This window comes from Herbidospora sp. NBRC 101105 (assembly GCF_030269205.1).
Lineage (GTDB): Bacteria > Actinomycetota > Actinomycetes > Streptosporangiales > Streptosporangiaceae > Herbidospora > Herbidospora solisilvae.
The window spans coordinates 22,952-46,285 of the sequence record NZ_BSSX01000009.1; the positions used below are offsets into that span (position 1 = coordinate 22,952).

General features: G+C 71.1%; 20 protein-coding genes and 1 riboswitch. Of the genes, 12 read left to right on the forward strand and 8 right to left on the reverse strand.

The window, feature by feature from the left end:
- The first annotated feature begins 10 nt into the window (after positions 1-10).
- On the forward strand, positions 11-607 hold the full coding sequence (locus QSK34_RS32555; RefSeq protein WP_285589873.1) for a hypothetical protein: 597 nt from the start codon (positions 11-13) through the stop codon (positions 605-607).
- On the opposite strand, the gene QSK34_RS32560 is transcribed toward QSK34_RS32555, so the two are convergent.
- Entirely contained in the window at positions 585-1,739 is a 1,155-nt protein-coding gene (locus QSK34_RS32560) for an MFS transporter (RefSeq protein ID WP_285589876.1), read from the reverse strand. The genes QSK34_RS32555 and QSK34_RS32560 overlap by 23 nt on opposite strands.
- Positions 1,740-1,786: 47 nt before the next feature.
- Complete coding sequence (locus QSK34_RS32565) at positions 1,787-3,211, reverse strand: alpha,alpha-trehalose-phosphate synthase (UDP-forming) (protein WP_161483463.1); 1,425 nt, start codon at positions 3,209-3,211, stop codon at positions 1,787-1,789.
- A gap of 96 nt (positions 3,212-3,307) precedes the next feature.
- Between QSK34_RS32565 and QSK34_RS32570 the strand changes: the two genes are divergently transcribed.
- From QSK34_RS32570 to groL, 5 genes are all read left to right on the forward strand, one after another.
- Complete coding sequence (locus QSK34_RS32570) at positions 3,308-3,868, forward strand: RNA polymerase sigma factor (protein WP_030452171.1); 561 nt, start codon at positions 3,308-3,310, stop codon at positions 3,866-3,868.
- Positions 3,869-3,925: 57 nt separating this feature from the next.
- Positions 3,926-4,064, forward strand: a riboswitch (SAM riboswitch).
- 14 nt (positions 4,065-4,078) lie between these two features.
- Complete coding sequence (gene thrC, locus QSK34_RS32575) at positions 4,079-5,323, forward strand: threonine synthase (RefSeq protein ID WP_285589883.1); 1,245 nt, start codon at positions 4,079-4,081, stop codon at positions 5,321-5,323.
- A 28-nt stretch (positions 5,324-5,351) separates the two neighbouring features.
- Positions 5,352-5,627: a MoaD/ThiS family protein gene (locus QSK34_RS32580; protein WP_161483465.1), complete on the forward strand. Its 276-nt coding sequence runs from the start codon at positions 5,352-5,354 to the stop codon at positions 5,625-5,627.
- A gap of 324 nt (positions 5,628-5,951) precedes the next feature.
- Positions 5,952-6,152 (forward strand): cold-shock protein, encoded by a 201-nt coding sequence (locus QSK34_RS32585; protein WP_030452168.1) that lies wholly within the window; start codon positions 5,952-5,954, stop codon positions 6,150-6,152.
- 339 nt (positions 6,153-6,491) lie between these two features.
- Positions 6,492-8,123 carry a chaperonin GroEL gene (gene groL / locus QSK34_RS32590; protein ID WP_030452167.1) on the forward strand — a complete coding sequence of 544 codons (1,632 nt, stop codon included), beginning with the start codon at positions 6,492-6,494 and terminating at the stop codon, positions 8,121-8,123.
- A 56-nt stretch (positions 8,124-8,179) separates the two neighbouring features.
- Here groL and QSK34_RS32595 read toward each other — a convergent pair whose 3' ends face one another.
- Entirely contained in the window at positions 8,180-8,599 is a 420-nt protein-coding gene (locus QSK34_RS32595; RefSeq protein ID WP_285589887.1) for a GNAT family N-acetyltransferase, read from the reverse strand.
- Complete coding sequence (locus tag QSK34_RS32600) at positions 8,596-10,587, reverse strand: HelD family protein (protein WP_285589888.1); 1,992 nt, start codon at positions 10,585-10,587, stop codon at positions 8,596-8,598. Before QSK34_RS32600 ends, QSK34_RS32595 begins: the two co-directional genes overlap by 4 nt.
- A gap of 124 nt (positions 10,588-10,711) precedes the next feature.
- Here QSK34_RS32600 and QSK34_RS32605 point away from each other — a divergent pair, with 124 nt between their 5' ends.
- Positions 10,712-11,023: a hypothetical protein gene (locus tag QSK34_RS32605; protein WP_062346243.1), complete on the forward strand. Its 312-nt coding sequence runs from the start codon at positions 10,712-10,714 to the stop codon at positions 11,021-11,023.
- A 242-nt stretch (positions 11,024-11,265) separates the two neighbouring features.
- Here QSK34_RS32605 and QSK34_RS32610 read toward each other — a convergent pair whose 3' ends face one another.
- Together QSK34_RS32610 and QSK34_RS32615 are read right to left on the reverse strand one after the other, a co-directional pair.
- A complete protein-coding gene (locus tag QSK34_RS32610) occupies positions 11,266-12,906 on the reverse strand; it encodes a DNA repair helicase XPB (protein WP_030452163.1) in 1,641 nt (546 codons plus the stop codon).
- Between the two features lie 16 nt (positions 12,907-12,922).
- On the reverse strand, positions 12,923-15,181 hold the full coding sequence (locus QSK34_RS32615) for a helicase-associated domain-containing protein (protein ID WP_285589892.1): 2,259 nt from the start codon (positions 15,179-15,181) through the stop codon (positions 12,923-12,925).
- 53 nt (positions 15,182-15,234) lie between these two features.
- Between QSK34_RS32615 and QSK34_RS32620 the strand changes: the two genes are divergently transcribed.
- A complete protein-coding gene (locus tag QSK34_RS32620; RefSeq protein ID WP_285589895.1) occupies positions 15,235-16,152 on the forward strand; it encodes a hypothetical protein in 918 nt (305 codons plus the stop codon).
- On the opposite strand, the gene QSK34_RS32625 is transcribed toward QSK34_RS32620, so the two are convergent.
- Positions 16,036-16,713, reverse strand: a complete 678-nt coding sequence (locus QSK34_RS32625; RefSeq protein WP_285589896.1) for a TetR/AcrR family transcriptional regulator — start codon at positions 16,711-16,713, stop codon at positions 16,036-16,038. The genes QSK34_RS32620 and QSK34_RS32625 overlap by 117 nt on opposite strands.
- A 100-nt stretch (positions 16,714-16,813) precedes the next feature.
- Between QSK34_RS32625 and QSK34_RS32630 the strand changes: the two genes are divergently transcribed.
- Entirely contained in the window at positions 16,814-17,428 is a 615-nt protein-coding gene (locus QSK34_RS32630) for an HAD family hydrolase (protein WP_285590632.1), read from the forward strand.
- A gap of 90 nt (positions 17,429-17,518) precedes the next feature.
- Positions 17,519-17,920, forward strand: a complete 402-nt coding sequence (locus QSK34_RS32635) for a cold-shock protein (RefSeq protein WP_030452159.1) — start codon at positions 17,519-17,521, stop codon at positions 17,918-17,920.
- Here the strand turns inward: QSK34_RS32635 and QSK34_RS32640 are convergent.
- Positions 17,917-19,335 carry an MFS transporter gene (locus tag QSK34_RS32640; protein ID WP_285589898.1) on the reverse strand — a complete coding sequence of 473 codons (1,419 nt, stop codon included), beginning with the start codon at positions 19,333-19,335 and terminating at the stop codon, positions 17,917-17,919. The genes QSK34_RS32635 and QSK34_RS32640 overlap by 4 nt on opposite strands.
- A 106-nt stretch (positions 19,336-19,441) precedes the next feature.
- On the opposite strand from QSK34_RS32640, the gene QSK34_RS32645 reads away from it, so the two are divergent.
- Together QSK34_RS32645 and QSK34_RS32650 are read left to right on the forward strand one after the other, a co-directional pair.
- Positions 19,442-20,209: a DUF3027 domain-containing protein gene (locus tag QSK34_RS32645; RefSeq protein ID WP_161483472.1), complete on the forward strand. Its 768-nt coding sequence runs from the start codon at positions 19,442-19,444 to the stop codon at positions 20,207-20,209.
- A 26-nt stretch (positions 20,210-20,235) separates the two neighbouring features.
- Positions 20,236-23,325 carry a sacsin N-terminal ATP-binding-like domain-containing protein gene (locus QSK34_RS32650; RefSeq protein WP_285589899.1) on the forward strand — a complete coding sequence of 1,030 codons (3,090 nt, stop codon included), beginning with the start codon at positions 20,236-20,238 and terminating at the stop codon, positions 23,323-23,325.
- Positions 23,326-23,334 lie beyond the last annotated feature (9 nt).

Here is a 23,334-nt window from a genome sequence, read left to right on the forward strand (position 1 = left end):
CGTCGGCGCCATGATCTCCAGAACCCTGGCGGCGGCCGCCGCCGGCCTGATCCTGGCGGCTCTCGTCCCCTCCCCGGCCGCCGCCGCTCCCGGCACCAAGTCGGTCCACCTGCGCAACGGCCTCACCGTCAAGATCCCGGCGACCTGGAAGGTCTACAAGGTCGCCAAGGACTACACGCGCGTGGTCACCGGCTCGTGCCCGACCGTGGGCACCAGGAACTTCGGCTACCGCGACTCCGGATGCCGCAGCTTCTGGGTGTTCGGCCCGGCCGCGATCAGGGTCGGCCACGAGACCTTCAACGCCTACGAGCCGAGCCGCCCCTACAGCCCGGCCACCGACGTCGGCCCCTGCGTCTACGACAAGAGGTTGTGGATGGGCTCGTTCAAGACCAAGCCCGCCGTCAAGGGCTACCGGCTCGTCGGCGCCGGTCACAACGCCCACTACCGCGAGTGGAAGGGCAGCTGCATGTACGGCCCGCCCAAGTACGACTACGCGGGCGGCTTCACCCAGCGGGAGTGGTACCTGCCGACGTCCAAGATCCTGATCGTCGACCAGTGGAAGACGCCGGGCCTGGCGACCATCCTCAGAACGTCGACCTGGAACTGAGCAGGCCGCCGGCCGCGAGGCCGAGCAGCGCGGGGGCCAGCAGGAACGCCGCGTGGGTGCCGAAGGCGTCGCCGAGCGCGCCGAGCACGAACGGACCGGTGCCCGAGCCCACCCCCGCCCACACCGACGCGATCCCGCTGGCCTGGTCGGGCCGGCCGCCCGAGGTCTCGATCATCCGGGTCAGGCCCAGCGGGAACAGCATGCCGATCCCGGCGCCGCTGATCGCCAGGCCCACGTAGCCGACGGCCACGACGGTCGTCGACCAGAAGATGGCCCAGCCGGCCAGCGAGACGGCCATGGTGCCGAGGAAGACCTGCCAGACCGGGTAGCGCAGGGTGAGGGCGGCGCCGCCGAAGCGTCCGGCGGCGATGCCGCAGAGCATGGCGGTCAGGCCGGTGGCCGCCTCGGCCAGGGTCAGGCCGGTCCGCTGGGAGAACAATTCGGCGGCGAAGAGGTTGAAGGTGAACTCGACGGCCACGCAGCAGAGCAGGACCGCGCCGGCGAAGTGGAAACGCCAGCTGAAGGGCTTGTTCGTCCGGGCCGCCGCGTGCTCGGCCGGGGCCTCGGGGAACCAGCTGCGGCCCATCGTGAACGCGAGCACGGCGGTGAGCACGACCGGGATGAACATGGCCGCCCGCCAGCCGAGCACCGACTCGGCCAGCAGGCTGAACGCGTAGGTCGCCGGGATGCCCGCGAGCACGCCGACCGCGTTGGCCTCGCTGATCGACGCGGCTCCGGCCGGGCCGTGGTGGTCGCTGAGGGCGGCCATGGAGACGTACAGGGCGATGGCGGCGAAGCCGCTGGCGATGGTGTAGCCGGCCAGGGTGAACGGCAGAGTCTGGCCGACGCCCACCAGGAGCATGCCGGCGTTCATGCCGCCGATCCCGATCCAGACGGCGGCGCGCCGGCCGTGGCGGCGGGTCAGCCAGGGCAGCGCCAGGCCGGTGAGGATGCTGCCGACGGCCATGCCGGTGCCGTGGAGCCCGGCGACCGCCTGCGTGACGCCGAGTTCGGCGCGGAGCGTGGGAAGCGCGGAGGAGAGGCCGTAGAGGTAGGTGGAGAAGGTCGCCAGCATCAGGTAGACGAACCAGGTCGGCCGGTCCCTCGTGAACGTGATCGCAGGCGTGGACACCGGCATTTCCCCCGATATGGATCGTTATATGGGGAAACCGTACAACGTCACGTCAGGGCGGCCAACTGGTCGGCGAACCAGCGCTCCGGAGGCAACGCGGTGGCCGCCCGGCGCAGGCGCGTGCAGCGTTCGACCCGTTCCTTGTCCGGCATGACCAGGCCCTCGTGCAGGGCGGCGGCGGTGCCCGAGACGTCGTAGGGATTGACCAGCAGCGAGTCGGCGCCGAGTTCGGCCGCCGCGCCCGCCTCGCGCGAGAGCACCAGCACGCAGCGCGGCGACAGGATCGGGCCCTCTTTGGCGACCAGGTTCATGCCGTCGCGGATCGGGTTCACCAGCAGCACGTCGGCCATGCGGTAGGCGGCCAGCGAGCGCGGATAGTCGTCCTGCATGTTGAGGATCAGGGGATCCCAGTCGTCGGTGGCGTACTCGTCTTCGATCTCCTTGGCGCAGCGCTGCACGGCCGCGGTGTACTCGCGGTATTCGGGCAGGTCGTGGCGCGAGGGATAGGCGAAGGCCAGGTGCACGACCTTGCCGTGCCACTCGGGATGCTCGGCCAGGAACTCGCGGTAGGCGAGCATGCCGCGGACGATGTTCTTGGACAACTCGGTGCGGTCGATGCGCACGATCAGCCGCCGGTCGCCGACCTGCTCCTTTATGGCCAGCATGTGGGACTCGACGTCGGGCTCGAAGGCGCGGGCCACCAGCGCGTCGCCGTCGACGCCCAGGGCGTGCACCCCGATCCGGGTGAGGCGGCCCTCGAACTCCACCGTCTTGGCGGCCCGGTCGACCCGGGCGTCGAGCACCGCCTCGCAGCAGTCCATGAACGCCGCCGCCCACCGCTCGGTGAGGAACCCGGCGTGGTCGGCGCCCAGGACGCCCTGGAGGATCTCGGCCGCGATGCCGTCGGGCAGCAGCGAGAAGTACTCGGGCGGCGCCCACGGCGTGTGGGAGAAGTGGGCCACCCGCAGGTCGGGCCGGTCGACCCGGAGCATCGCCGGGGCCAGCGTCAGGTGGTAGTCCTGGATCATCACCTTCGCGCCGTGGGCCGCCTCTTCGGCCAGGGCCAGCGCGAACGCGCCGTTGTACTCGCGGTAGGACTCCCACTCGCGGTGGAACCGGGTGTCGAAGGTGGGCGCGAACGGGGTGTTGTAGAGCAGGTGGCCGACGAACCACAGGGTGGAGTTGGCGACCGCGTTGTAGGCCCGGTGGAAGACGGCCGGGGGGATGTCGAGCATGCGTACCGGACCGGTGTCGTAACCCGCGCGGTCGATGCGGCCCTCGGGGGCGAGCCGGACCGCGCTGCGGTCGCCGTCGGTGAGCGCGGCGCAGACCCACAGATGGTCGTCGCCCCGGGCGACCTCTGACAATCCGGACACCAGCCCGCCGCCGCCTCTCCGCATCGTCAGCGCGCCGTCATCCGAGAGGATGAACGAGACGGGCCCGCGGTTGGAGGCGATCAGCGTTGAACTCACGGTGGGCACACCCCAGATGGCCGGAGGACTAAGAAAAGATGTCGTCGGCAATAGGATGTCAGGAAACCCCCGGCCGCCGAAGAATCGGGGCAGTCAATGCCGCTTGACGAGACCACCGAGGAACTGGCCCGCACCGCCGCCACCGGCGACCACGTCGCCCTCGGTGAGCTGCTGCGCCGCGTCGAACCCGACGTGCTGCGCCACTGCGAACGCCTGCTTCCCTACCGCCAGGACGCCGAAGAGGCCTGTCAGGACACCCTGCTCGCCGTGGCCCGCAACATCGGCCGCTTCGAGGGGCGCTCCCGGTTCTCCACCTGGCTCCACATCGTGACCGCCAACTGCGCCCGCACCACCTACCGCACGCTCAAGCGGCGCGCGGCCGAGCAGTCGAGCGACGAACTGGCCGAGCAGCGGCCCGACCCCCACCGGGTCAGCGTGATCGCCGGCGCCCGGCTCGACCTGCTCGACGCCATCGAGGCGCTGGAGGCCGAGAAGCCCGACCTGGCCCGCGCGCTGGTGCTCTGCGACATCGTGCAGCTCGACTACTCCGACATCGCCGCGCAGCTCGGCATCCCGCTCGGCACCGCCAAGAGCCGCATCCACCAGGCCAGGAAGCACATCCAGGCCTCGCTCGGCGACGGATATCTCGGAAGATGAGACACCGATTCGGACTCTGAGGAGCCCAGGGTACAGTTTTCAGGACAACTGAATATTTGCTCATCCAGAGGGGTGGAGGGACCGGCCCTGCGAAGCCCCGGCAACCCTTCCGACTCAACTCGCTACGTGGCGAGGCCGGTCGGAACAGGTGCCAATTCCGGCCTGTGATCAAGGCGGTCGCAGGCGAAGATGAGGGAAAGGCCTCGCTTCATGGCGCTCAACCACGACTTCGGACCCGCCGTCGCCCTCTCCTGCCGCGAGTGTGGCGCCCGTTACGACCTCGGCCCGATCTTCGCCTGTCAGGACTGTTTCGGGCCACTTGAGGTGGCGTACGACTTCGGGACCGTCAGCCGCGAGGACATCGCCGCCGGTCCGGCCAACATCTGGCGTTACCGGGCGCTGCTGCCCGTGCCGGCGAACGTCGCCGACAAGCCCAACCTCCAGCCCGGCTGGACCAAGCTCCACCGCGCCGGGAACCTCGGCGCCGAGCTCGGGCTGCGCGACCTCTACGTGAAGGACGACTCGGGCAACCCGACCCACTCGTTCAAGGACCGCGTGGTGTCGATCGCCGTTGAGGCGGCCCGTAACTTCGGGTTCACAACGCTTTCCTGCTCCTCGACCGGGAACCTGGCCGGCGCCGTCGGCGCCGCCGCCGCGCGGGCCGGGCTCGACTCGTGCGTGTTCATCCCGTCGAACCTCGAAGAGGCCAAGATCGTCGTCGCCAGTGTGTACGGCGGCAGGCTCGTCGGCATCGAGGGCACCTACGACGAGGTCAACCGCTTCTGCTCCGAGCTCATCGGCGACCCGCTGGGCGAGAAGTGGGGCTTTGTCAACGTGAACCTGCGGCCCTACTACGCCGAGGGCTCCAAGACCCTGGCGTACGAGATCGCCGAGCAGCTCGGCTGGCGCATCCCCGACCAGATCATCATCCCGATCGCCTCGGGCTCCCAGCTCACCAAGATCGACAAGGGCTTCAAGGAGCTCATCGCGCTCGGCCTCGTCGAGGACACCCCCTACAAGATCTTCGGCGCGCAGGCCGCCGGGTGCTCGCCGGTGTCGGCCGCCTACAAGGCCGGGCACGACGTCGTCCGCCCCGTGAAGCCCGACACGATCGCCAAGTCGCTGGCCATCGGCAACCCCGCCGACGGGCCCTACGTGCTCGACATCGCCCGGCGGACCGGCGGCGCCGTGGAGGACGTCACCGACCCCGAGATCGTCGCCGCGATCCGCCTGCTGGCCCGCACCGAGGGCGTGTTCGCCGAGACCGCGGGCGGCGTGACGGTCGGCGTGCTGCGCAAGCTCACGGAGGCCGGGGTGATCGACCCCGACGCCACCACGGTGGTCCTCAACACGGGCGAGGGGCTCAAGACCCTCGACGCCGTCCAGTCGGAGGCCCGCCCGACGGCGGTCATCCGTCCGTCTCTGGACGCCTTCCGCACCGCTTTCGCCAACTGAACTAACGGTTCGTTAAGGAGAGTCAACAATGAGTGTTTCTGTGCGGATTCCGACGATTCTCCGGACCTACACCGGAGGTGCCTCCGAGGTCGCCGGCGAAGGGGCGACGCTGCGCGAGGTGTTCGAGAAACTGGACGCCGACTACCCCGGCATCGGTGCCAGGATCCTCGACGAATCGGGCAAGGTGCGGCGTTTTGTCAACGTGTACGTCGGGGAAGAGGACGTCCGATTCTCCGAAGGTTTGGACACTCCAACCCCGGACGGCGTGCAGATTTCGGTGATCCCGGCCGTAGCCGGAGGGTGACCTTCCGCAGCCTTTCCCGCACCCACGTACTCCTACAGTGCGTGGGTGTTTCTATGTTTACCTGCACTTCTATCGTTATCGAAGCTTAATGAGTGCTATGGCATATGGTGCAATTCTCAACCAACCAATCTCTAACCGAAAAAGAAGCCGTCATGCTTTGGGCGAACGACAACGAGTCAGGGGCCGATTGACTCTGTTGTCCCACGCCTTGCCATGTGTATGGTCGAGAACGATCGACGTAGCCGGGGAGAACGGCGCGAAAGGTCACGGACCAGCGGTGGAATGGGCGGGTCCGTTGCCAGGCCCAGCAAGAGGAGTCGGAAAGTGGCGCAGGGCACCGTCAAATGGTTTAACGCGGACAAGGGCTACGGCTTCATCGCGGTAGACGGTGGTAAGGACGTTTTCGTCCATTACTCGGCAATCATGATGGACGGCTACAAGGCCCTCGAGCAGGGCCAGCGTGTGGAGTTCGACATCACGCAGGGACAGAAGGGCCCGCAGGCGGAGGCTGTCCGGACCGTCTGATCCCCTCGACCGCGAACCTTTTCGGCCACTCCCGCGTGAGCGGTTGAGAAGGGTTCGGCTGTATCCCCAACCCCACCCACCCCAGCGACCTGGAACCCGGCCCGCAGCCTGCGGGCCGGGTTTCTGCTGCCCGAGGTCGCCTGACCTGCCCCTCTCGTGCTCCGGCTTGCACTCGCGTGGGTAGAGTGCTAAACAGTTGGTTGGCACTCCCCGGCCGGGAGTGCCAACCAATACGGATCGAGGCGATGGGGCCTGCCAAGGGTGTGCGGGCCTTGCCGTCGCGGGCGTCGGCTCGGTCCCTCTTTTTCGAAGCCACCCTCTACTGGGAGGTCCAGCCTTATGGCAGCCAAGATGATCGCGTTTGACGAGGACGCCCGGCGCGGTCTCGAGCGCGGCATGAACCAGCTCGCCGACGCCGTCAAGGTGACCCTCGGCCCCAAGGGCCGCAACGTCGTGCTGGAGAAGAAGTGGGGCGCCCCCACCATCACCAACGACGGTGTCTCGATCGCCAAGGAGATCGAGCTCGAAGACCCGTGGGAGAAGATCGGGGCCGAGCTCGTCAAGGAAGTCGCGAAGAAGACCGACGACGTCGCGGGTGACGGCACCACCACCGCCACCGTGCTCGCCCAGGCGCTGGTGCGCGAGGGCCTGCGCAACGTCGCCGCCGGCGCCAACCCGATGTCCCTGAAGAAGGGCATCGAGGCCGCCGTCGAGCGCGTCAGCGAGGAGCTTTCGAAGCTCGCGAAGGACGTCGAGACCAAGGAGCAGATCGCCTCCACCGCCTCGATCTCCGCCGGCGACGTCGAGATCGGCGAGCTCATCGCCGAGGCGATGGACAAGGTCGGCAAGGAAGGCGTCATCACCGTCGAGGAGAGCAACGCCTTCGGGCTCGAGCTCGAGCTCACCGAAGGTATGCGCTTCGACAAGGGCTACAACTCGGGTTACTTCGTGACCGACCCCGAGCGCATGGAGGCGGTCCTGGAGGACCCCTACATCCTCGTCGTCAACTCGAAGATCTCCGCCAACAAGGACCTGCTGCCGCTGCTCGACAAGGTCGTGCAGGCCGGCAAGCCGCTCCTGATCATCGCCGAGGACGTCGAGGGCGAGGCCCTGGCGACCCTGGTCGTGAACAAGATCCGCGGTCTGTTCCGCTCGGTGGCCGTCAAGGCCCCCGGCTTCGGCGACCGCCGCAAGGCCATGCTGGGCGACATCGCCACGCTGGCCGGCGGCCAGGTCATCTCCGAGGAGATCGGCCTCAAGCTCGAGTCGACCACGCTCGACCAGCTCGGCCGCGCCCGCAAGGTCGTCGTCACCAAGGACGAGACCACCATCGTCGACGGCGCCGGTGACGCCGAGGCGATCGCGGGCCGGGTCAACCAGATCCGCGCCGAGATCGACAACACCGACTCCGACTACGACCGCGAGAAGCTCCAGGAGCGCCTCGCCAAGCTCGCCGGCGGCGTCGCCGTCATCAAGGCGGGCGCGGCCACCGAGGTCGAGCTCAAGGAGCGCAAGCACCGCATCGAAGACGCCGTCCGCAACGCGAAGGCGGCCGTCGAAGAGGGCATCGTCCCCGGCGGTGGCGTGGCCCTGCTGCAGGCCTCGGCCAAGGCGTTCGACAAGCTGGAGCTGTCGGGCGACGAGGCGACCGGCGCCGCGATCGTGAAGAAGGCGCTCGAGGAGCCCCTGAAGCAGATCGCCGTCAACGCCGGCCTCGAGGGCGGCGTCGTGGTGGAGAAGGTCCGCAACCTGACCCCGGGTGAGGGCCTCAACGCCGCGACCGGCGAGTACGTCAACATGTTCGACTCGGGCATCATCGACCCGGCGAAGGTGACGCGCTCCGCGCTGCAGAACGCCGCTTCGATCGCGGCCCTGTTCCTCACCACCGAAGCCGTCATCGCCGAGAAGCCGGAGAAGAACCCGGCTCCCGCGGGCGGCGGCATGCCCGGCGGCGGGGACATGGACTTCTAAGTCCATCCCGCTAAACAGATGAGGCGGTCCCCGTTGAGGGGCCGCCTTCTTCTGTTTCAGAAGTGCCTCACCCAGCGGCCCCACTGTTCCTGCAAGACGTATCCGGTCGCCGCCCAGGCGGGGTGGGCGTCGGTGTTGTCGTGCAGGACCATCGCGTCGACGCGGAAGGCGCCGAACGCCTTGAAGCGCTCCTCGGCGGCGGCGATGAGCTGCCGGGCGACGCCCTTGCGGCGGTGCTCGGGCGCGACCGCGAGCCGGTAGAGGTGGGCGCGCCAGCCGTCCCAGCCGGCGATGACCGTGCCGGCGACGGCGCCGTCGAGTTCGTACACGAGCAGGGCCTCGGGGTCGCGCTCGATGAGCGCGGCCACCTTCGCGGGGTCGTCGCGCCGGTCGGTGCCCTCGGCGCTGGTCACCCAGAACGTCAGGATCGCCTCGACGTCGGCGAGCGTGGCCGTGCGGATCACAGCGGGGGTCACAGGGCCTCCGGGAGCGGCTTGGCGTGCACCACGGTCAGGGTGGTGACCGCTCGGGTCAGGACGACGTAGAGGCGGGCCATGCCCCTCGGCTCGGCGTCGACGATGTCGGCCGGTTCGGCCACCACGACGTGGTCGTACTCCAGACCCTTGGCCAGGCCCGCCGGGACGACGAGCACCCTCGACCCGTCGCCGTCGGGGCCCAGGACCGGGGCGCCGAGGGCGGTCGCGAAGCTCTCCGCGTCGGCGTCGCGGACGATGACGCCCACCGAACCCTCGCCCGCGCCGCTCACGGCGTCTCTCACCGCTGCGATGACATCGGAGGTCTCCACCAGCCTCAGGGATCCCGCACCGGGGCGCAGCGAGCGCGGCGCGGCCAGTTCGGGGGCGATGCCGGGGAGCAGGCGGGCGGCGTAGTCGAGCACCTCGCGCGGCACGCGGAAACCGAGGGTCAGCTCCGTCACCAGACCCTCGGCGAAGCCGAGATGCTTCAGCACGGCGTGCCACGAGCGCGCCGACCACGGCGTGGTGCCCTGCGCGAGGTCGCCGAGGATGGTCGCGGAACCGGTCCGGCAGCGGCGGCCGAGCGCGCGCAGCTGCATCTCCGACAGGTCCTGCGCCTCATCGACCACCAGGTGGCCGTGGGAGGGGGTGCGGTCCATCAGGTCGGCCAGCTCGTCGAGCAGCGCTCCGTCGGCGCCGCTCCACTTCGTGCTCCTGTGGGACTTGTAGGGCCTCGTCCAAAGAAGCGCCTGCTGCTCCTCGGGCGTCAGGTCGTCCTTGGCCGCTTTGGCCAGGAACTCCGGGTCGGACAGCAGCCGGAAGAGCACCTGCTCCGGCACGAGCTTCGGCCAGACCTGGTCGACGACGGCCTTGACCGGCTTCGAGCGCGCCACCGCGTCCTGCACCCGGTCGTCGGGGGACTCCCCGCGCCGTTCCATCTGGACGAGCACCTGGTGGGCCAGCCGTTGCGCCAGCGTCGCCCGCCCGGGGTTGTAGCGGACGGTGCCCCGCAACGACGCCACGATCTCGCGCACCTCGTAGTCGGCCACGCGGTAGCGGTTGGCCCCCTTGGTGACCAGCACCCCCTCGACCGGCTTCACCACGTGGAGCCACAACGCGCGCTTCAGCACCCGGGCCATCCGCGCGTCGCCCTTGACCGCCGACACCGCCGGGTCCTCGGGGTGGGCGTGGCCCCCGAGGATGCCCGCCACGGTCGTCTGGTCGACCTTCACCTCGCCGAGCGCGGGCAGCACCGAGGAGATGTAGGAGAGGAACGCGCGGTTAGGGCCCACGATCATGACACCGGCGCGAGACAATTTCTCGCGATGGGTGAACAGCAGATAAGCCGCGCGGTGCAGACCCACCGCCGTCTTCCCCGTGCCCGGCGCCCCCTGCACGCACACGGTCACGCCGAGGTCGGCGCGCACGATCTCGTCCTGGTCGGGCTGGATCGTCGCGACGATGTCGCGCATCGGGCCGGTGCGCGGGCGCTCGATCTCGTCGGTCAGGATGCGCGAGGGGCCGAGGTCGCCGCCGTGGGCCAGGTCCTCGTCTTCGAACGCGGTGAGCTCGCCGCCCTGGTAGCCGAACCGGCGGCGCCGGTCGACGCCCATCGGCTCGGCCGGGCTGGCCTGGTAGAACGCCCGCGAGACGGGCGCGCGCCAGTCGATGACGAGCGCCCGGCCGCCGCCGTCGTGGACGTGCCGGCGGCCGACGTACAGCACCGGCGGGAGGTCGTCGGCGCCGGTGCGATCGAGGCGGCCGAAGAACAGCGGGGTGTCGGGATGGTCGGCGAGGGCCGCGACGCGCTGGTCGAGCAGACCCTGGAGCACCTGCTGGGAGACCCAGTCTCCGGCCATGTCCGACGACAACGACTGCGCGTGCTCCCGCATGGCGCGCAGGGCCGCCCGCGACTCGTCGAGGTGCCGCCGTTCGTCCGCGAGGTCGTCGGCCGGGGGTATGTCGGGGGCGAGGGTGTGCTGGGGCATGACGGAGTGCCTCCTGCCGGAGTGGTTCGGGTGGGCGAACCGGCCAGCTTAGTCGGCCCTCCGGGCCAGGCCAAAAGGTTTATGGGCCGACTGACTCGCGTCGTGGCTGGGTAGGGCAGCAGAGGTGTTCCGTGGCCCGATCCCGCTCCCGCCCGCGCTGCCCGCCGCCGTCATGGTGCTGCTCGCCGCGCTCTGGGGTCTTTCCGTGTACGCGGGCTGGGGACTGGAGGCGTTCTGCGCCAGCGGCGAACCGGCCGACGACTGCGGCGGCCGCATGGCCCTCGTGACGGCCGTCTCCTCGTTGTTCGCGGTCGTCGCGACGGCGCTCACGATCGGCGCGTGGCTGACATGGCGCGCCCGTCTTCTCGTGTACGCAATCGCCGCATGGATGGGCGCGGAAGGCGTACTATTCGTCGGAGGTCTGGTCGCGCAGTAATCTCGCGAATACCCTCCGAAGTCTTAATCAATCGGTATGGGAAAAGCCCTAGAAAAGCGCGGCAAATCAGGTGATTGCCCAGGACAATGGGGGTATGCCCGAACCTGGGCGTTGATGCCATCTTTGGCTGTGGGGGCCAAGGCACGAGGGGGTGATGCGGTTGTCTCGGGCCGACGGAATTTCGTGGACTTAAGTATGTTTTCTAAGTGGACCCGGCGGGAGTTGCCCGCCGGGTCTTTTATTTACGCCAAGACGTCGTCGGCGTCGATGATCTGGTAGGCGTAGCCCTGTTCGGCCAGGAAACGCTGCCGGTGGGCGGCGAAGTCCTGGTCGACGGTGTCGCGGCTGACGATGGAGTAGAACCGGGCGCCCCCGCCGTCGGCCTTCGGCCGCAACACCCGGCCGAGGCGCTGCGCCTCCTCCTGGCGCGACCCGAACGTGCCCGACACCTGGATGGCGACCGCCGCCTCCGGCAGGTCGATGGAGAAGTTCGCCACCTTCGACACGACGAGGACCTGCAACTCCTTGTCGCGGAAGGCCTGGAACAGCCGCTCGCGCTCCTTCACCTTGGTCTCGCCCTTGATGACCGGCGCGTTCAGGTGCTCGCCGAGTTCGTCGAGCTGGTCGATGTACTGGCCGATGACCAGGATCTGCTCCCCGGCGTGCTTCTTCACCAGCGCCTCGGTGACCCGCAGCTTCGACGGCGTCGTGGCGGCGAACCGGTAGCGCTCGTCGGTGTCGGCCATCGCGTAGGCGAGCCGCTCGTCGTCGCGCAGCGTCACCCGCACCTCGACGCAGTCGGCCGGGGCGATGTAGCCCTGGTTCTCCATCTCCTTCCAGGGCGCGTCGTAGCGCTTCGGGCCGATGAGGGAGAACACGTCGCCCTCGCGGCCGTCTTCGCGCACCAGCGTGGCCGTCAGGCCCACCCGGCGGCGTGCCTGGAGGTCGGCGGTCATCCGGAAGATGGGGGCGGGCAGGAGGTGGACCTCGTCGTACACGACCAGACCCCAGTCGCGCGCGTCGAACAGCTCCAGATGGCGGTAGACGCCGCCGCGCTTGGACGTCATCACCTGGTAGGTCGCGATGGTGACCGGGCGGATCTCCTTCTTGGTCCCGGTGTACTCGCCGATCTCGTCTTCGGTGAGGCTGGTGCGTTTGATCAGTTCGGTCTTCCACTGGTGGACGCTCACCGTGTTCGTGACAAGGATCAGCGTGGTCGCCTGCGCGTGGGCCATGGCCGCCGCGCCGACGATCGTCTTGCCCGCGCCGCAGGGCAGCACGACCACGCCGGAGCCGCCGTGCCAGAACGCGTCGGCGGCCTCCTTCTGGTAGGGCCGCAGCGACCAGCCCTCTTCGGTCAGGGCGATCGGGTGGGCCTCGCCGTCGACGTAGCCGGCCAGGTCTTCGGCGGGCCAGCCGAGCTTCAGCAGGAGCTGCTTGATGTTGCCGCGCTCGCTCGGGTGGACGGCCACCGAGTCGCCGTCGAGCCGCTCGCCGACCATCGGCTGCACCTTCTTGGCGCGCAGCACCTCTTCGAGCACCGCCCGGTCGTTGCTGGTCAGCACGAGCCCGTGGACGGGGTGCTTCTCCAGGCGCAGCCGCCCGTAGCGGGCCATCGTCTCGGCGACGTCGACCAGCAGCGCGTGGGGGACGGGGTAGCGGCTGAACCCGATGAGGGCGTCGATCACCTGCTCGGCGTCGTGCCCGGCGGCCCGCGCGTTCCAGAGGGCGAGCGGGGTGACGCGGTAGGTGTGGACGTGCTCGGGCGCGCGCTCGAGCTCGGCGAACGGCGCGATGGCCCGTCGGCACTCGTCGGCGCGCTCGTGGTCGACTTCCAGCAGCAGGGTCTTGTCGGACTGGACGATGAGCGGCCCGTCGTTCACGGGTGGAGCCCCCTAATCAGTTGACGTCGGCGACGCCGGTGATCCGGTGGAGTACGAAGCGGTGGATGGCCGCCCTCGTCTCGTCGTACGCCGTCAGGTAGCCACCCTCTATCCTCGCGGGTTCGAGGATCCGGCTCGTGGCCTGACCTTGTGAGTCTAGGTAACCGATCCAAACCCGGGAGCCCTGCTTGATGGCCTCCTGGAGCGCCGAGATCGTCGCCGTCGCCGGGGTGCGGGGGACCGCGCCGTCCGGCTCGCCCACCGGGACCGGCCGCGACAACAGCGCGTGGTCACCGGCCCGCAGGGCCCGGATCGCCGCCGTCACCACCTCGGCCTCGGGCGCGAGCAGCCCGTTGACCTGCCGGACCGGCTGCGCCTCGGTACGTCGCGCGTCGGCGCGGGTGATCAGCACGTCGCCTTCGAGCGACTCGGCCACCGGGGCGTAGCCCATCGAGCGCAGCGAGTCGAGGAGGGTCGCCCGCGACGCCTTGGACACCAGCACGGTCGGCGCCAGCCGCCGCATCCGCAACACCCCGGCCCGCCGGTCGGCCAGCAGTTCGTCGACCACCGCCGGGTCGTCGCAGCGCAGATAGGACGACGCCGACCCGACCCGCAGCCGGCCGTGCCGCCGGGCCACGTCGGTCACCAGGTAGGCCAGCGGCTGCGGCACCGGCGTGGTCGAGTGGCGGGCCAGCATCGCCAGGATCTCCTCGGCGCTCTGCCCGGCGTCGAGCACCCGCCGGATCGAGCCCTCGGCGAACCGGTAGACGGTCGCGCCGCCCTTCGACTCGACGTCGGCCGCCAGCCCCAGCCACCGGTCGAGCTCGCCGGTCAGCGGGCCGGGGGCGACGGCGGTCAGGTCGGCCTGGAGCACCACGTGGTCGACCGGTTCGGGCAGCAGCGGCGCGAGCAGGTCGGCCGCCTTGACGCCGGTGAGGACCGCCCTGCCGTGGGGCGACATGACCCCGAGCCCGGTCAGGCCCATGACCTCGGCCTCGCGCAGGGCGAACTCGGTCAGCCGGGCCAGGTGGGCGCCTCTGCGGCGGGGGCGTTCCCAGGTCAGCCGGGCCAGCACCGACTCCTGCGACGGCGCGAGCTCGGTCGCGGCCACGACCGTCAGGACCCGGCGGCGGATCTCGGCCGCGGCCCCCCTGCGTAGGTCGGGGTGGAGCACGTTGAGCAGCCGGTCGCGGTCGTCGCGGGCGCCCGCCAGGCCCGGCACCCGTTCGAGGGTCAGCCAGGCCCGCGCGACGGTCTCCCAGCGGTCTTCGGTCTGGCGGGCCCGCCAGAGGTCGTAGGCGAGCGTCGGCAACCACTCGGCGTCGGCCGGGCCGCCGGCCGCGATCAGCCCGGCGGCGTGGGCGACCTCGATGACCAGGGCGGCCGTCCATTCGGGCACGTCGAGCTGCTGGGCCGCGCGCCGCAGGTCACGGATCGCCAGGCCGCCCGTGCGCAGCACCCCCGGCGGGTCGACGCCCCAGATCTCGCAGAGCTCCTCGACCGACCGTACGAAGGTGAAGGCCTGACCGGCGGCGGTGCGCGAGGCGAGGTCGGCGCGGCGGGTGGCGCCCTCCAGCGGCGGCGGGACCGGCGACAGGTCGCGGTGGAGCCGGCCGTCGCGGAGCACCAGCCCGACCTCGCGCGGCAGCGTCACGGTCTCGTCGCCGATCGCGCCCAGCAGGCCCCGGGCCAGCAGTTGCTCGATGGGCGACTGGGCCGTCTCGACCGACACCTCGCGCCGGGCGTTGGGCACCCGCCCCGACGGCGGCCCCCAGGCCAGCTCGTCGAGCGCCGCCCTGGCCTGCGGCCCGACCTGCGCGATCAGCTCGCGGACGGCACGGGGATCGGCCAGCGTGATCGCACGCTCGTCGTGGCGGAACACCCGGGCCGCCGGCTGGCCGAGCCCGGCGGGCGGGTCGAGCGCCTCCTGTACGCCTGGGGCGAGCCGGTGCTCGCCGTCGACCAGGGCCATCTCGGTCAGCGTGGTCAGCGCCCGGCCGATCGCCTCGTCGGTGCCGGGCGCGTTCCCGGTGGCGCGGTGGATCGCCGCCGACAACTCGCCGGGCGGGTAGACGACCAGGGTCTCGGCCACCGCGAGGGTGAAGCCGTCGAGCCGGTCGAGGGCCCGGCCGATCGCCGACGGGGTCGCGGCTCTCGCCGCCAGACCCGGCACGTTCGCCGGAACCGGGGTGATCAGCTCAGGCCGGGACATGGCGAGGAGGCGCAGTTGCTCGTCGCTCCGGCTGCGCAGCCACTCCGTGAACCCCTCGCTCATCCTTTCCATCGTAGGAGCATGCATGGACTGCCCCGCTGGGGCACTATGACGGAGTGATCGAGCGAGCCGACCAGCTCGTGCTGGAATTCGTGAGCCGGGTGGCCGACGCCGCCCACGGCCGGATGCGCCCCGAGGAACGCCTCGATTACGTCCGGCGGGTACGCGAACGGGTCGACCAGGAGCGCAAAGGCGACGAGAACCCCAAATCGGTCGCCCGCCTCCTGGCCCGTTTCGGCAGCCCGGAGGACATGGTCGAACGCGAGGTCCGCCGCTTACGCGGCGAACCCCCCGTGGAACCCCCAGCCCAGCAGACCCGCCCGATGAGCGCCCTGCGCCGAACGTTCCCCCCGGGCCCCGGCCTCCGCTCGGGCCGACCGGGTTCAGGGGGATCGGGCCTGTCGCGTTCAGGGGGGCCGGGCGCAGGGCAACCGCGATCAGGCTCCCCGGGTCCTTCGCCGTCTGGGGCGCCTCGGTCGGCGTTGCCGCAGCCGATCGTGATCAGTTCCACGCGCCGGGTCTGGAGAGCGGGAGATCAAGGTGGCCGGTTGGTGCCGCGGTGGAAACGGCGGCCGACGCCCGACGCGTGGTCGATCTTCCACGGGCATCCCCGGGAGGTCGCGGCGCTGGCGCTGCTCGCGCTGGCCGCGTTGCTGGTGCCGATCCGGTTCCCGGCGGTGGTGATCTTCCCGGTGCCGGGGATCGTGTGGGCCGTGGGGGCGGTCGTCACGTTGTCGTGTCAGGGGTGGAACATGCCCGACCGGCTGGCCGGGCTGGGCGCGCCCGCGCTGGCCTGGATCTTCGGCGGGGGGATCCTCGCACTGACCGGGCCCGACCGGACGTCCGTCGCGGGGCTGCTAGCGCGCTTCAACGAGGTCGCCGGCATCGCGTTCATCATCGGCACCGCCGCCGGGCTCACGTGGTTGCTCTACCGGCTCTTCGACCCACCCGTCTCCACACACGCCCGGCGGTAGCAGGCCGAGCGCCAGCCTGATCCAGGCCGACACGAACCGGTCGGTGGCCACCCGGCCGGGGGCCTCTCCGGTGGTGTACTCGATCAGCCGGTAGTTGATGATCGAGCCGCCCAGCACCGAGCCGACCCCGGCCCAGTCGACCTGGGCGTCGAGGTATTCGGGCTGGCAGGCGAACCACTCGGTGAGCGCGTCGAACATGGGCTGCAGCAGGCCCGCGGTGACCACGGCGACCAGGTCGGGGAACTGCGACAGGTCGCGGAAGAAGACCTGGGCGAGCATGCGCTCCTCGTCCATCTTGCCGAGGCCCGCGCGGCACATCGCGGCCAGCCGGATCTCGATGGGCTCGGTCTGGGCGACGTCGAGGGTTATCTCGTTCCGGGACGCCCGGTCGGCGACGGCGGCGGCGAGGACCTCGTACTTGGACTTGAAGTGCCGGTAGAGGCCGCCCGCGCCGGGGGACAGGCCGGCGGCGGCCTCGATCTCGGCCACCGAGGTCGCGTTGTAGCCGCGCTCGGCGAACAGCCGTAGCGCCTCCTCGATGATGCGACCCCGTGTGCTCATCTGTACCTCCCGCGAGGGACAGCGTAGACCGCCCAGCTATAAAAGGAAGATCCACTTCGCGGCGGATCGCGCGCTTTGGCATCCTTGATCCGTGCACAGCATGGGGATCAACGTCGGTTTCGACCTCGACCTGACGCTCGCCGACACACGCGCGGCGATCGCGGCCGTCTACGAGGCGCTGGTGCCGTCGCTCAGCACCCCCATCGACATCGACGTCGCGGTGTCGCGCATCGGCTGGCCGCTGGAAGACGAGCTGGCCCAGTGGCTGCCGGCCGACGAGATCCCGGCCGCGGTGGCGCTCTACCGCTCCCTCTACCCGGGCATCGCGCTGCCCGCCACCGTCGCCATGCCCGGCGCCCACGAGGCGCTCGCGGCCGTGCGCGCCGCCGGGGGCCGGATCATCGTGGTCACCGGGAAGAACGCGCTCGACGCCCGGCGCACGGTCGACGCCCTCGGGCTCGACGTCGACGAGATCGCCGGGTCGGTCTTCGGCGTCGACAAGGGCGCCGCCATCGCCGCCTTCGGGGCGGCGGTCTACGTGGGCGACCACGTGGCCGACGTCGAGGCGGCCCGCGCCGGCGGGGCGGTCAGCGTGGCCGTCGCGACGGGCGGCTGCACCCCCGCGCAACTGGCCGAGCGGGGCGCCGACGTGGTCGTCGCCGACCTCGCCGAGTTCGTCTCCTGGTACACCGCCCGGGCGTCGATTCCCGCGTAATTTGACGGGCTTTCGGCGGTCACCCCGGAGCCCTAGTGGGCATAACCTACATCCATTCCCTTCCACGACAGTTTGAACGAGGTCACTCCTGTGCCCAGCGGCAAGGTCAAGTGGTACGACGAAACCAAGGGTTTCGGTTTCCTCACCCGTGACGACGGCGGTGAGGTCTTCGTGCATTCATCCGCGCTGCCCAAAGGCGTGGAAGCCCTCAAGCCCGGCCAGAAAGTCGAGTTCGGGGTCGCCGAGGGGCGGCGCGGCCAGCAGGCGCTGTCGGTCAGGGTGCTGGAGCAGCCTCCGACCCTGGCGAAGGCGCCGCGGCCGAAGGGGAAGCGCAAAAAGCCCGACGAAATGGTCGTCATCGTCGAAGACCTGATCAAGTTGCTCGACGAACTGTCGACCTCGTCCTACCAGAAGGGCAAACTCCCCGAACCCGCCCACGCGAAGAAGGTCGCGACCGTGATTCGCGCAATTGCCGACGACATTGACGCCTAAAAGGGATTTGTCAGCGGTTTCGTGTCCCCCGTCGCGGCCGGTGGCTGAGCCACCGGCCGCAATGGCACCGTGACCGCGGTCGACGCGCTCATGACCTTCCGCTGACGGCGCATGACCAGCAGCCAGACCAGCGAGACCGCCAGCAGGGTCGCCATCACCGCCAGCCCGGCCGTGCCCTGGGCGAAGAGCGACAACGTCAGGCCGATCAGGCCGCCGAACACCCAGGCGATCTGGAGCAGCGCCTCGACCACCCCGAAGGTCGACGACCTGACCTCCTCGCCGATCTCCCGCTGGACGATCGCGTCGAGCGCCAGCTTGCCCAGACCCTGGGCGAACGCGCCGATGAGGGCGACCGCGACGGCCGTCCACAGACTGAAGAAGAAGGCCGTCACGACCGTGGTGATCGTGGTCAACGCCAGCGTCGACAACACGATGAGCTGCGGCGAGTAGGACTTCACCCACGACGCCACGGCCGCGCCGAACAGCCCGCCGCCCCCGGCGGCCGCGGCGAGCAGGCCGAGTGTGATCTCCGGGGCCAGGCCCGGCAGGTGCTCGTCCTGGACGAGGAAGAGCAGGAAGAAGACCAGGAACCCGGCCTGGATGCGGATCGCCGCGTTGGCCCGCATCGATTCGGCCACGATCGGCCCGACGTTCAGCAGAGCGCGCACGCCCGGCGGCTTCGCCGTCTCCTCCTCGTCGGGGGAGTCGACGTGGCGCGGCAGCCTTATCGCCACCACCCCCGCCACCAGGAAGAGCACCATCGCGATCCGCAGCACCCACTCGGCGCCCAGCCAGGCCACCAGGCCGGCCCCCAGACCGGCCGCGCCGCCTGCGGCGACCAGCGCGAACAGGGCGACCCGGGCGTTGGCGGTGACCAGCCCTATGTCGGCCGGCAACACGCTCGGCATGATCGCCGCCCGGGACACGTTGTAGGCCTTCGACAACACCAGCACCGCCAGGGCCGCCGGGAAGAGCGAGAGCGTGTCGCCGTAGACGACGCTGGAGGCCATGCCCCAGCAGAGCAGGCCGCGTGCGAACAGGGTTCCGGCGATGACGTAGCGGCGGCCCGACCGGAAACGGTCGAGCACCGGGCCGACGAAGGGGGCGACGACGGTGAAGGGCACCATCGTCACCAGCAGATAGAGGGCCACCTGGCCGCGCGCCTGGCCGACGGGCATGCCGAAGAACAGCGCCCCGGCCAGCGAGACCGTGATGAACGCGTCGCCCGCGCTGTGCACCGCGGTGACCTCGATGAGGCGGCCGAGGCCGGTGCGGTCGGCGCCCTTCGCGTGGGTCAGCCGACGGCTGGCCCGCCCGACACCGGCGGCGCCGCGGCCGATCGACCGGCCCGTTCGTGCGGTCGCGGACATGATCGCGCGGCCCGCGTCACGGACCTTGCCCCAGGCACCCGCCACCCCATCCGCTCCTCTCGTGTCGAATTTCCAGTCTTACCGACGCACTTGGGTGCTGTCCGCTCTGGAGGAGGGTGAAAATCGCTCCTCAGGTAGGTGAAAATGGAGTGTGAGCCGTACCCGCGTGAGAACCCCCGTCGCTGACCAGGCCTGCGCCGCCGCCGTCGACCTGGCTCGTTCCGCGGCCGAGGAGATCGCCAGGCCGGGCGAGGTCGGCGAACATCTGGGGTTCGACGCGGAGGGTGACCGGGTGGTCACCCACTACTTCGCCTGCCTCGATCGAGCATACGAGGGCTGGCGCTGGGCGATCACAGTGGCCCGTGCTTCGCGTGCGAAGTCCGTCACCGTCAGTGAAACCGTGCTGCTGCCCGGCAAGGGCGCCCTGCTGGCGCCGACCTGGGTGCCGTGGAGCCGCCGCCTGCGCCCCGGCGACCTGGGGCCCGGCGACCTGCTGCCGGCCGAGGCCGACGACGACAGGCTCGCGCCCGGCTTCACCGCCGAGACCGACCCCGACGCCGAGACCGACCACCAGATGTTGTTCGAATACGGTCTGGGCCGGGCTCGGGTGTTGTCGGCCATCGGCCGCGACCTGGCGGTCAACCGCTGGCACAGCGGCGAATCCGGCCCCGACTCCCCGCTCGCGGCGGCGGCCCCCGCCCAGTGCTCCACCTGTGGTTTCTACTGGCCCCTCGCCGGCGCGCTGCGCCTGGGCTTCGGTGTGTGCGCCAACGAGTTCGCCCCCGACGACGGTAAGGTCGTCGCCGCCGACCACGGTTGCGGCGCCCACTCCGAGGCGGCCCCGGCGCCGTCGGCGGCGGGCGAGGCTCCGCAGCCGATCCTCGACGACCTGGGCTACGACCCCATGCCGGAAGGCTGACCTCCCTTTACTCCCGGAAGCGTGTGATGAACGACTTCTTCGGCACCACCCGCATGCGTGAAAACGTCCTCGCCGCCTGGACGGCCTCGCCCGCGCGGTTCCGCGAGGACGCCAACGCCGAGGAGGACTTCGCCCTCGGCGGCTACCGCGACCGCCTGATCGTCGAGCTGGCCCAGAACGCCGCCGACGCCGCGCTGCGCGCCGGGGTGCCCGGCCGGTTGCGGCTGACCCTGCGCGAGGGCGTGCTCGAAGCCGCCAACACCGGCGGGCCGCTCGACGCCGCCGGGGTCGAGGGCCTGTCGACGCTCCGGGTCTCCGGCAAGCGCGACGAGGCCGGTGCGGCCGGGCGGTTCGGCGTCGGCTTCGCGGCCGTCGTGTCCGTCACCGACGAGCCCGCCATCGCCTCCCGGGCGACCGCCGGGGTGCGCTGGTCGCGGGCGCTGACCAACGAGCTGGTCGCCGCGATCCCCGCGCTGGAAGACGAGCTGGCCGGGCGGGCGGGCCACGTGCCGCTGCTGCGGTTGCCCTTCCCCGCTGAGCTGACGGTGCCCGAGGGCTTCGACACGATCGTGCGGCTGCCGCTGCGCAACGCCGCGGCCGAAGACGCCGTCCGGCGGATGCTGGAGGAGACCAGCCCGGCGCTGCCGCTGGTCATGCCCGCGTTGTCGGCGATCGACATCGAGGTCGACGGGGTCTGGCGCAGCGTCACCGCCGCCGGGTGGCACGTCGTCGAGGCGTCGGGCGAGTTCACGCCCGAGCAGGTGGGCGACCTGTTCGCCGACCGGCCGACCGAGGAGCGGGCCCGTCCGTTCTGGCAGGTGCGCTGGGCCGTGCCGATCGCCGGGGCGGTCGACCACGGGCAGGCCCGCGCCTGGGGCGACCAGGCCCGGCGCGACGGCGAGGCGCTGCCGCTGCCGAAAGACGTGCCGTCGTCGGTGCACGCGCCGACGCCCTCCGACGAGCCGCTCGACCTGCCCGCCCTGCTGATCGCGACGTTCCCGCTGGCCACCGACCGGCGTCACGTCGCGACCGGGCCGCTGACCGACTTCCTGGTGCGCCGCTCGGCCGAGGTCTACTGCGACCTGCTGCGGTCGCTGCCGCGTACGCCCCGGCTGCTCGACCTCGTGCCGCAGGTGCTGGCGAAGGGGGAGCTCGACGCGGCGATCCGGAGCGAGATCCTCTCCCTGCTGCCCGACCTGCCGCTGCTGCCGGCGATCTCGGCGCCCGAGGAGCCGTCCGGGCGCTACGCCGAGATCGTCAACGGCCGGCGTGCGGCCGACGGGCTGGCGGCGGTCTCCTTCGCCGAAGACGACGAGCTGGTCATCGCCGGGCGCGACGCCCGCGTGGTGGCCGGGCCCGGCGAGTTCCTGACGATGGTCGCCGACATGGTGCCCGGCCTGCTGCCCGCCGGATGGCCGGTGCGCCACCACGCGCTGGCCGGTCTGGGCATCCGCAGGGTCGAACTGGCCGACGTGATCGACATGCTCTCCGGCGACGCCGTGAAGGACCGCGATCCCGCCTGGTGGCGCGCGCTCTACCAGGTGCTCCCGGCCGACGACCTCGAGGCGATCGGGGCGGTCGGGGTGCCGCTGGCCGACGGCCGGCTGGTCCGGGGCGCCCGGGGCACACTATTGCTGACCGACGGCGAGAAGGCGCTCGACGCGGCGCTGCTGGCCCCGCTCGGGCTGCGGATCGTCCACCACGACGCCGCCCACCCGCTGCTGCTGCGGCTCGGGGCGGCCGAGGCGACGCCGCGGACCGTCCTCGACGACCCGCTCACCCACGCCGCCGTCACCGAGTCGGCCGGGTCGGCCGACCCCGAGCCGGTCGCGCAGGCGGTGCTGGCCCTGGTCGACGCCGCCGGGCTGACCGCCGGGGAGGCGCCCTGGCTGGCCGCGCTGGCGCTGCGCGGCGCCGACGGTGAGGTCTACGCCGCTGGCGACCTGCTGCTCGAAGGCGGCGACCTGGCCAGGCTGATCGACCAGGAGGCCCCGTTCGCGGCGCCCGACCTGGTGGAGAAGTTCGGTTCGCGGGTGCTGGCCGCCGCCGGCGTGCTCGACGGGTTCGCCGTGGTCAACGACGCCGACGTGGTCCTGGACCCCGACGACTGCGACCACGACCTCGACCGCGAAGACGAGTGGCTCGACGCGATCCTCGACCTGCTGCCCGAGCTCGACGTGCCGCCCGTGGCGCGCGAGTTCACCGCTGTCCGCGACCTCGAATACGTCGCCGACTGGGCCGCCGCGCTGCCGCTGCTGGCCCGGCCGCCGCTGCGCGCCGCCCTGCAGCCGATGCGGGTGGTCGCGGGCGGCGAGGTCCACGAGGTGCCCTCCTACACCGGCTGGTGGCTGGCGCACCACCCGGTGATCGACGGCAAGCCGCCGACCTCCCTGCGGCTGCCGTCGGCCGACCCCCTTCTCTTCGGCCTGTACGCCGACGCGCCCCCCGTCGCCGACGAGGCCGCCCTCACGATGATCGGGGTGCGCTCCACCCTGGCCGACCTGCTCGCCTCCCACGGCGGCCCCGAGGAGCTCCTCGACCTGATGGCCGACGCCACGCGGCCCGTCGACCGGGCCCAGCTGCGTGCCCTGTGGAAGGCGCTGGCCGAGGTCAGCCCCGAACGGGTGAGCCCTCCGGCGGCGGTCCGGGCGGTGCAGAACGGCGAGATCGTGGTCGCCGACGTCGACGGAGAGCTGGAGCCGGTCGTCGTCGAGGCGCCCGACCTGCTCGCCCTGGTGGCCGACCGGCCGCTCGTGCTGGTCGGGTTCGACCAGGCCGAGGCGCTGTCGGAGGTGCTCGACCTGCCGCTCGTCGGTGAGGTCGTCACCGGCGACGTCACCTCCACGGGTACGGACACCCCGGTTCCCCCGCAGGTGCGCAGGCTGCTGCCGGGGGCGCCCGGTTCGTACGTGCGGCATGAGGAACTGCTCGTCGACGGCAGGCCGGTGCCGTGGCGGTTCTTCGAGGGCCGGGTGCACGCCTCCGGCGTCGAGGGGCTGGCGCGCGGGCTCGCGTGGGCGGCCGGGCAGTGGGGCGACCGGCTCGCGGTCGAGGCGCTGCTGCGCGACCCTGACCGTGTGCCGCTCCTGCTGGCGGAGGCCGACCTCGACGGCTGAAACACTGCC

Bases quoted from the DNA above. Each gene is read 5' to 3' on its own strand.
- QSK34_RS32555 (WP_285589873.1), top strand. From the start codon at position 11: ATGATCTCCAGAACCCTGGCGGCGGCCGCCGCCGGCCTGATCCTGGCG.
- QSK34_RS32570 (WP_030452171.1), top strand. From the start codon at position 3,308: ATGCCGCTTGACGAGACCACCGAGGAACTGGCCCGCACCGCCGCCACC.
- thrC (WP_285589883.1), top strand. From the start codon at position 4,079: ATGGCGCTCAACCACGACTTCGGACCCGCCGTCGCCCTCTCCTGCCGC.
- QSK34_RS32580 (WP_161483465.1), top strand. From the start codon at position 5,352: ATGAGTGTTTCTGTGCGGATTCCGACGATTCTCCGGACCTACACCGGA.
- groL (WP_030452167.1), top strand. From the start codon at position 6,492: ATGGCAGCCAAGATGATCGCGTTTGACGAGGACGCCCGGCGCGGTCTC.
- QSK34_RS32600 (WP_285589888.1), bottom strand. From the start codon at position 10,587: ATGCCCCAGCACACCCTCGCCCCCGACATACCCCCGGCCGACGACCTC.
- QSK34_RS32615 (WP_285589892.1), bottom strand. From the start codon at position 15,181: ATGAGCGAGGGGTTCACGGAGTGGCTGCGCAGCCGGAGCGACGAGCAA.
- QSK34_RS32625 (WP_285589896.1), bottom strand. From the start codon at position 16,713: ATGAGCACACGGGGTCGCATCATCGAGGAGGCGCTACGGCTGTTCGCC.
- QSK34_RS32630 (WP_285590632.1), top strand. From the start codon at position 16,814: ATGGGGATCAACGTCGGTTTCGACCTCGACCTGACGCTCGCCGACACA.
- QSK34_RS32650 (WP_285589899.1), top strand. From the start codon at position 20,236: ATGAACGACTTCTTCGGCACCACCCGCATGCGTGAAAACGTCCTCGCC.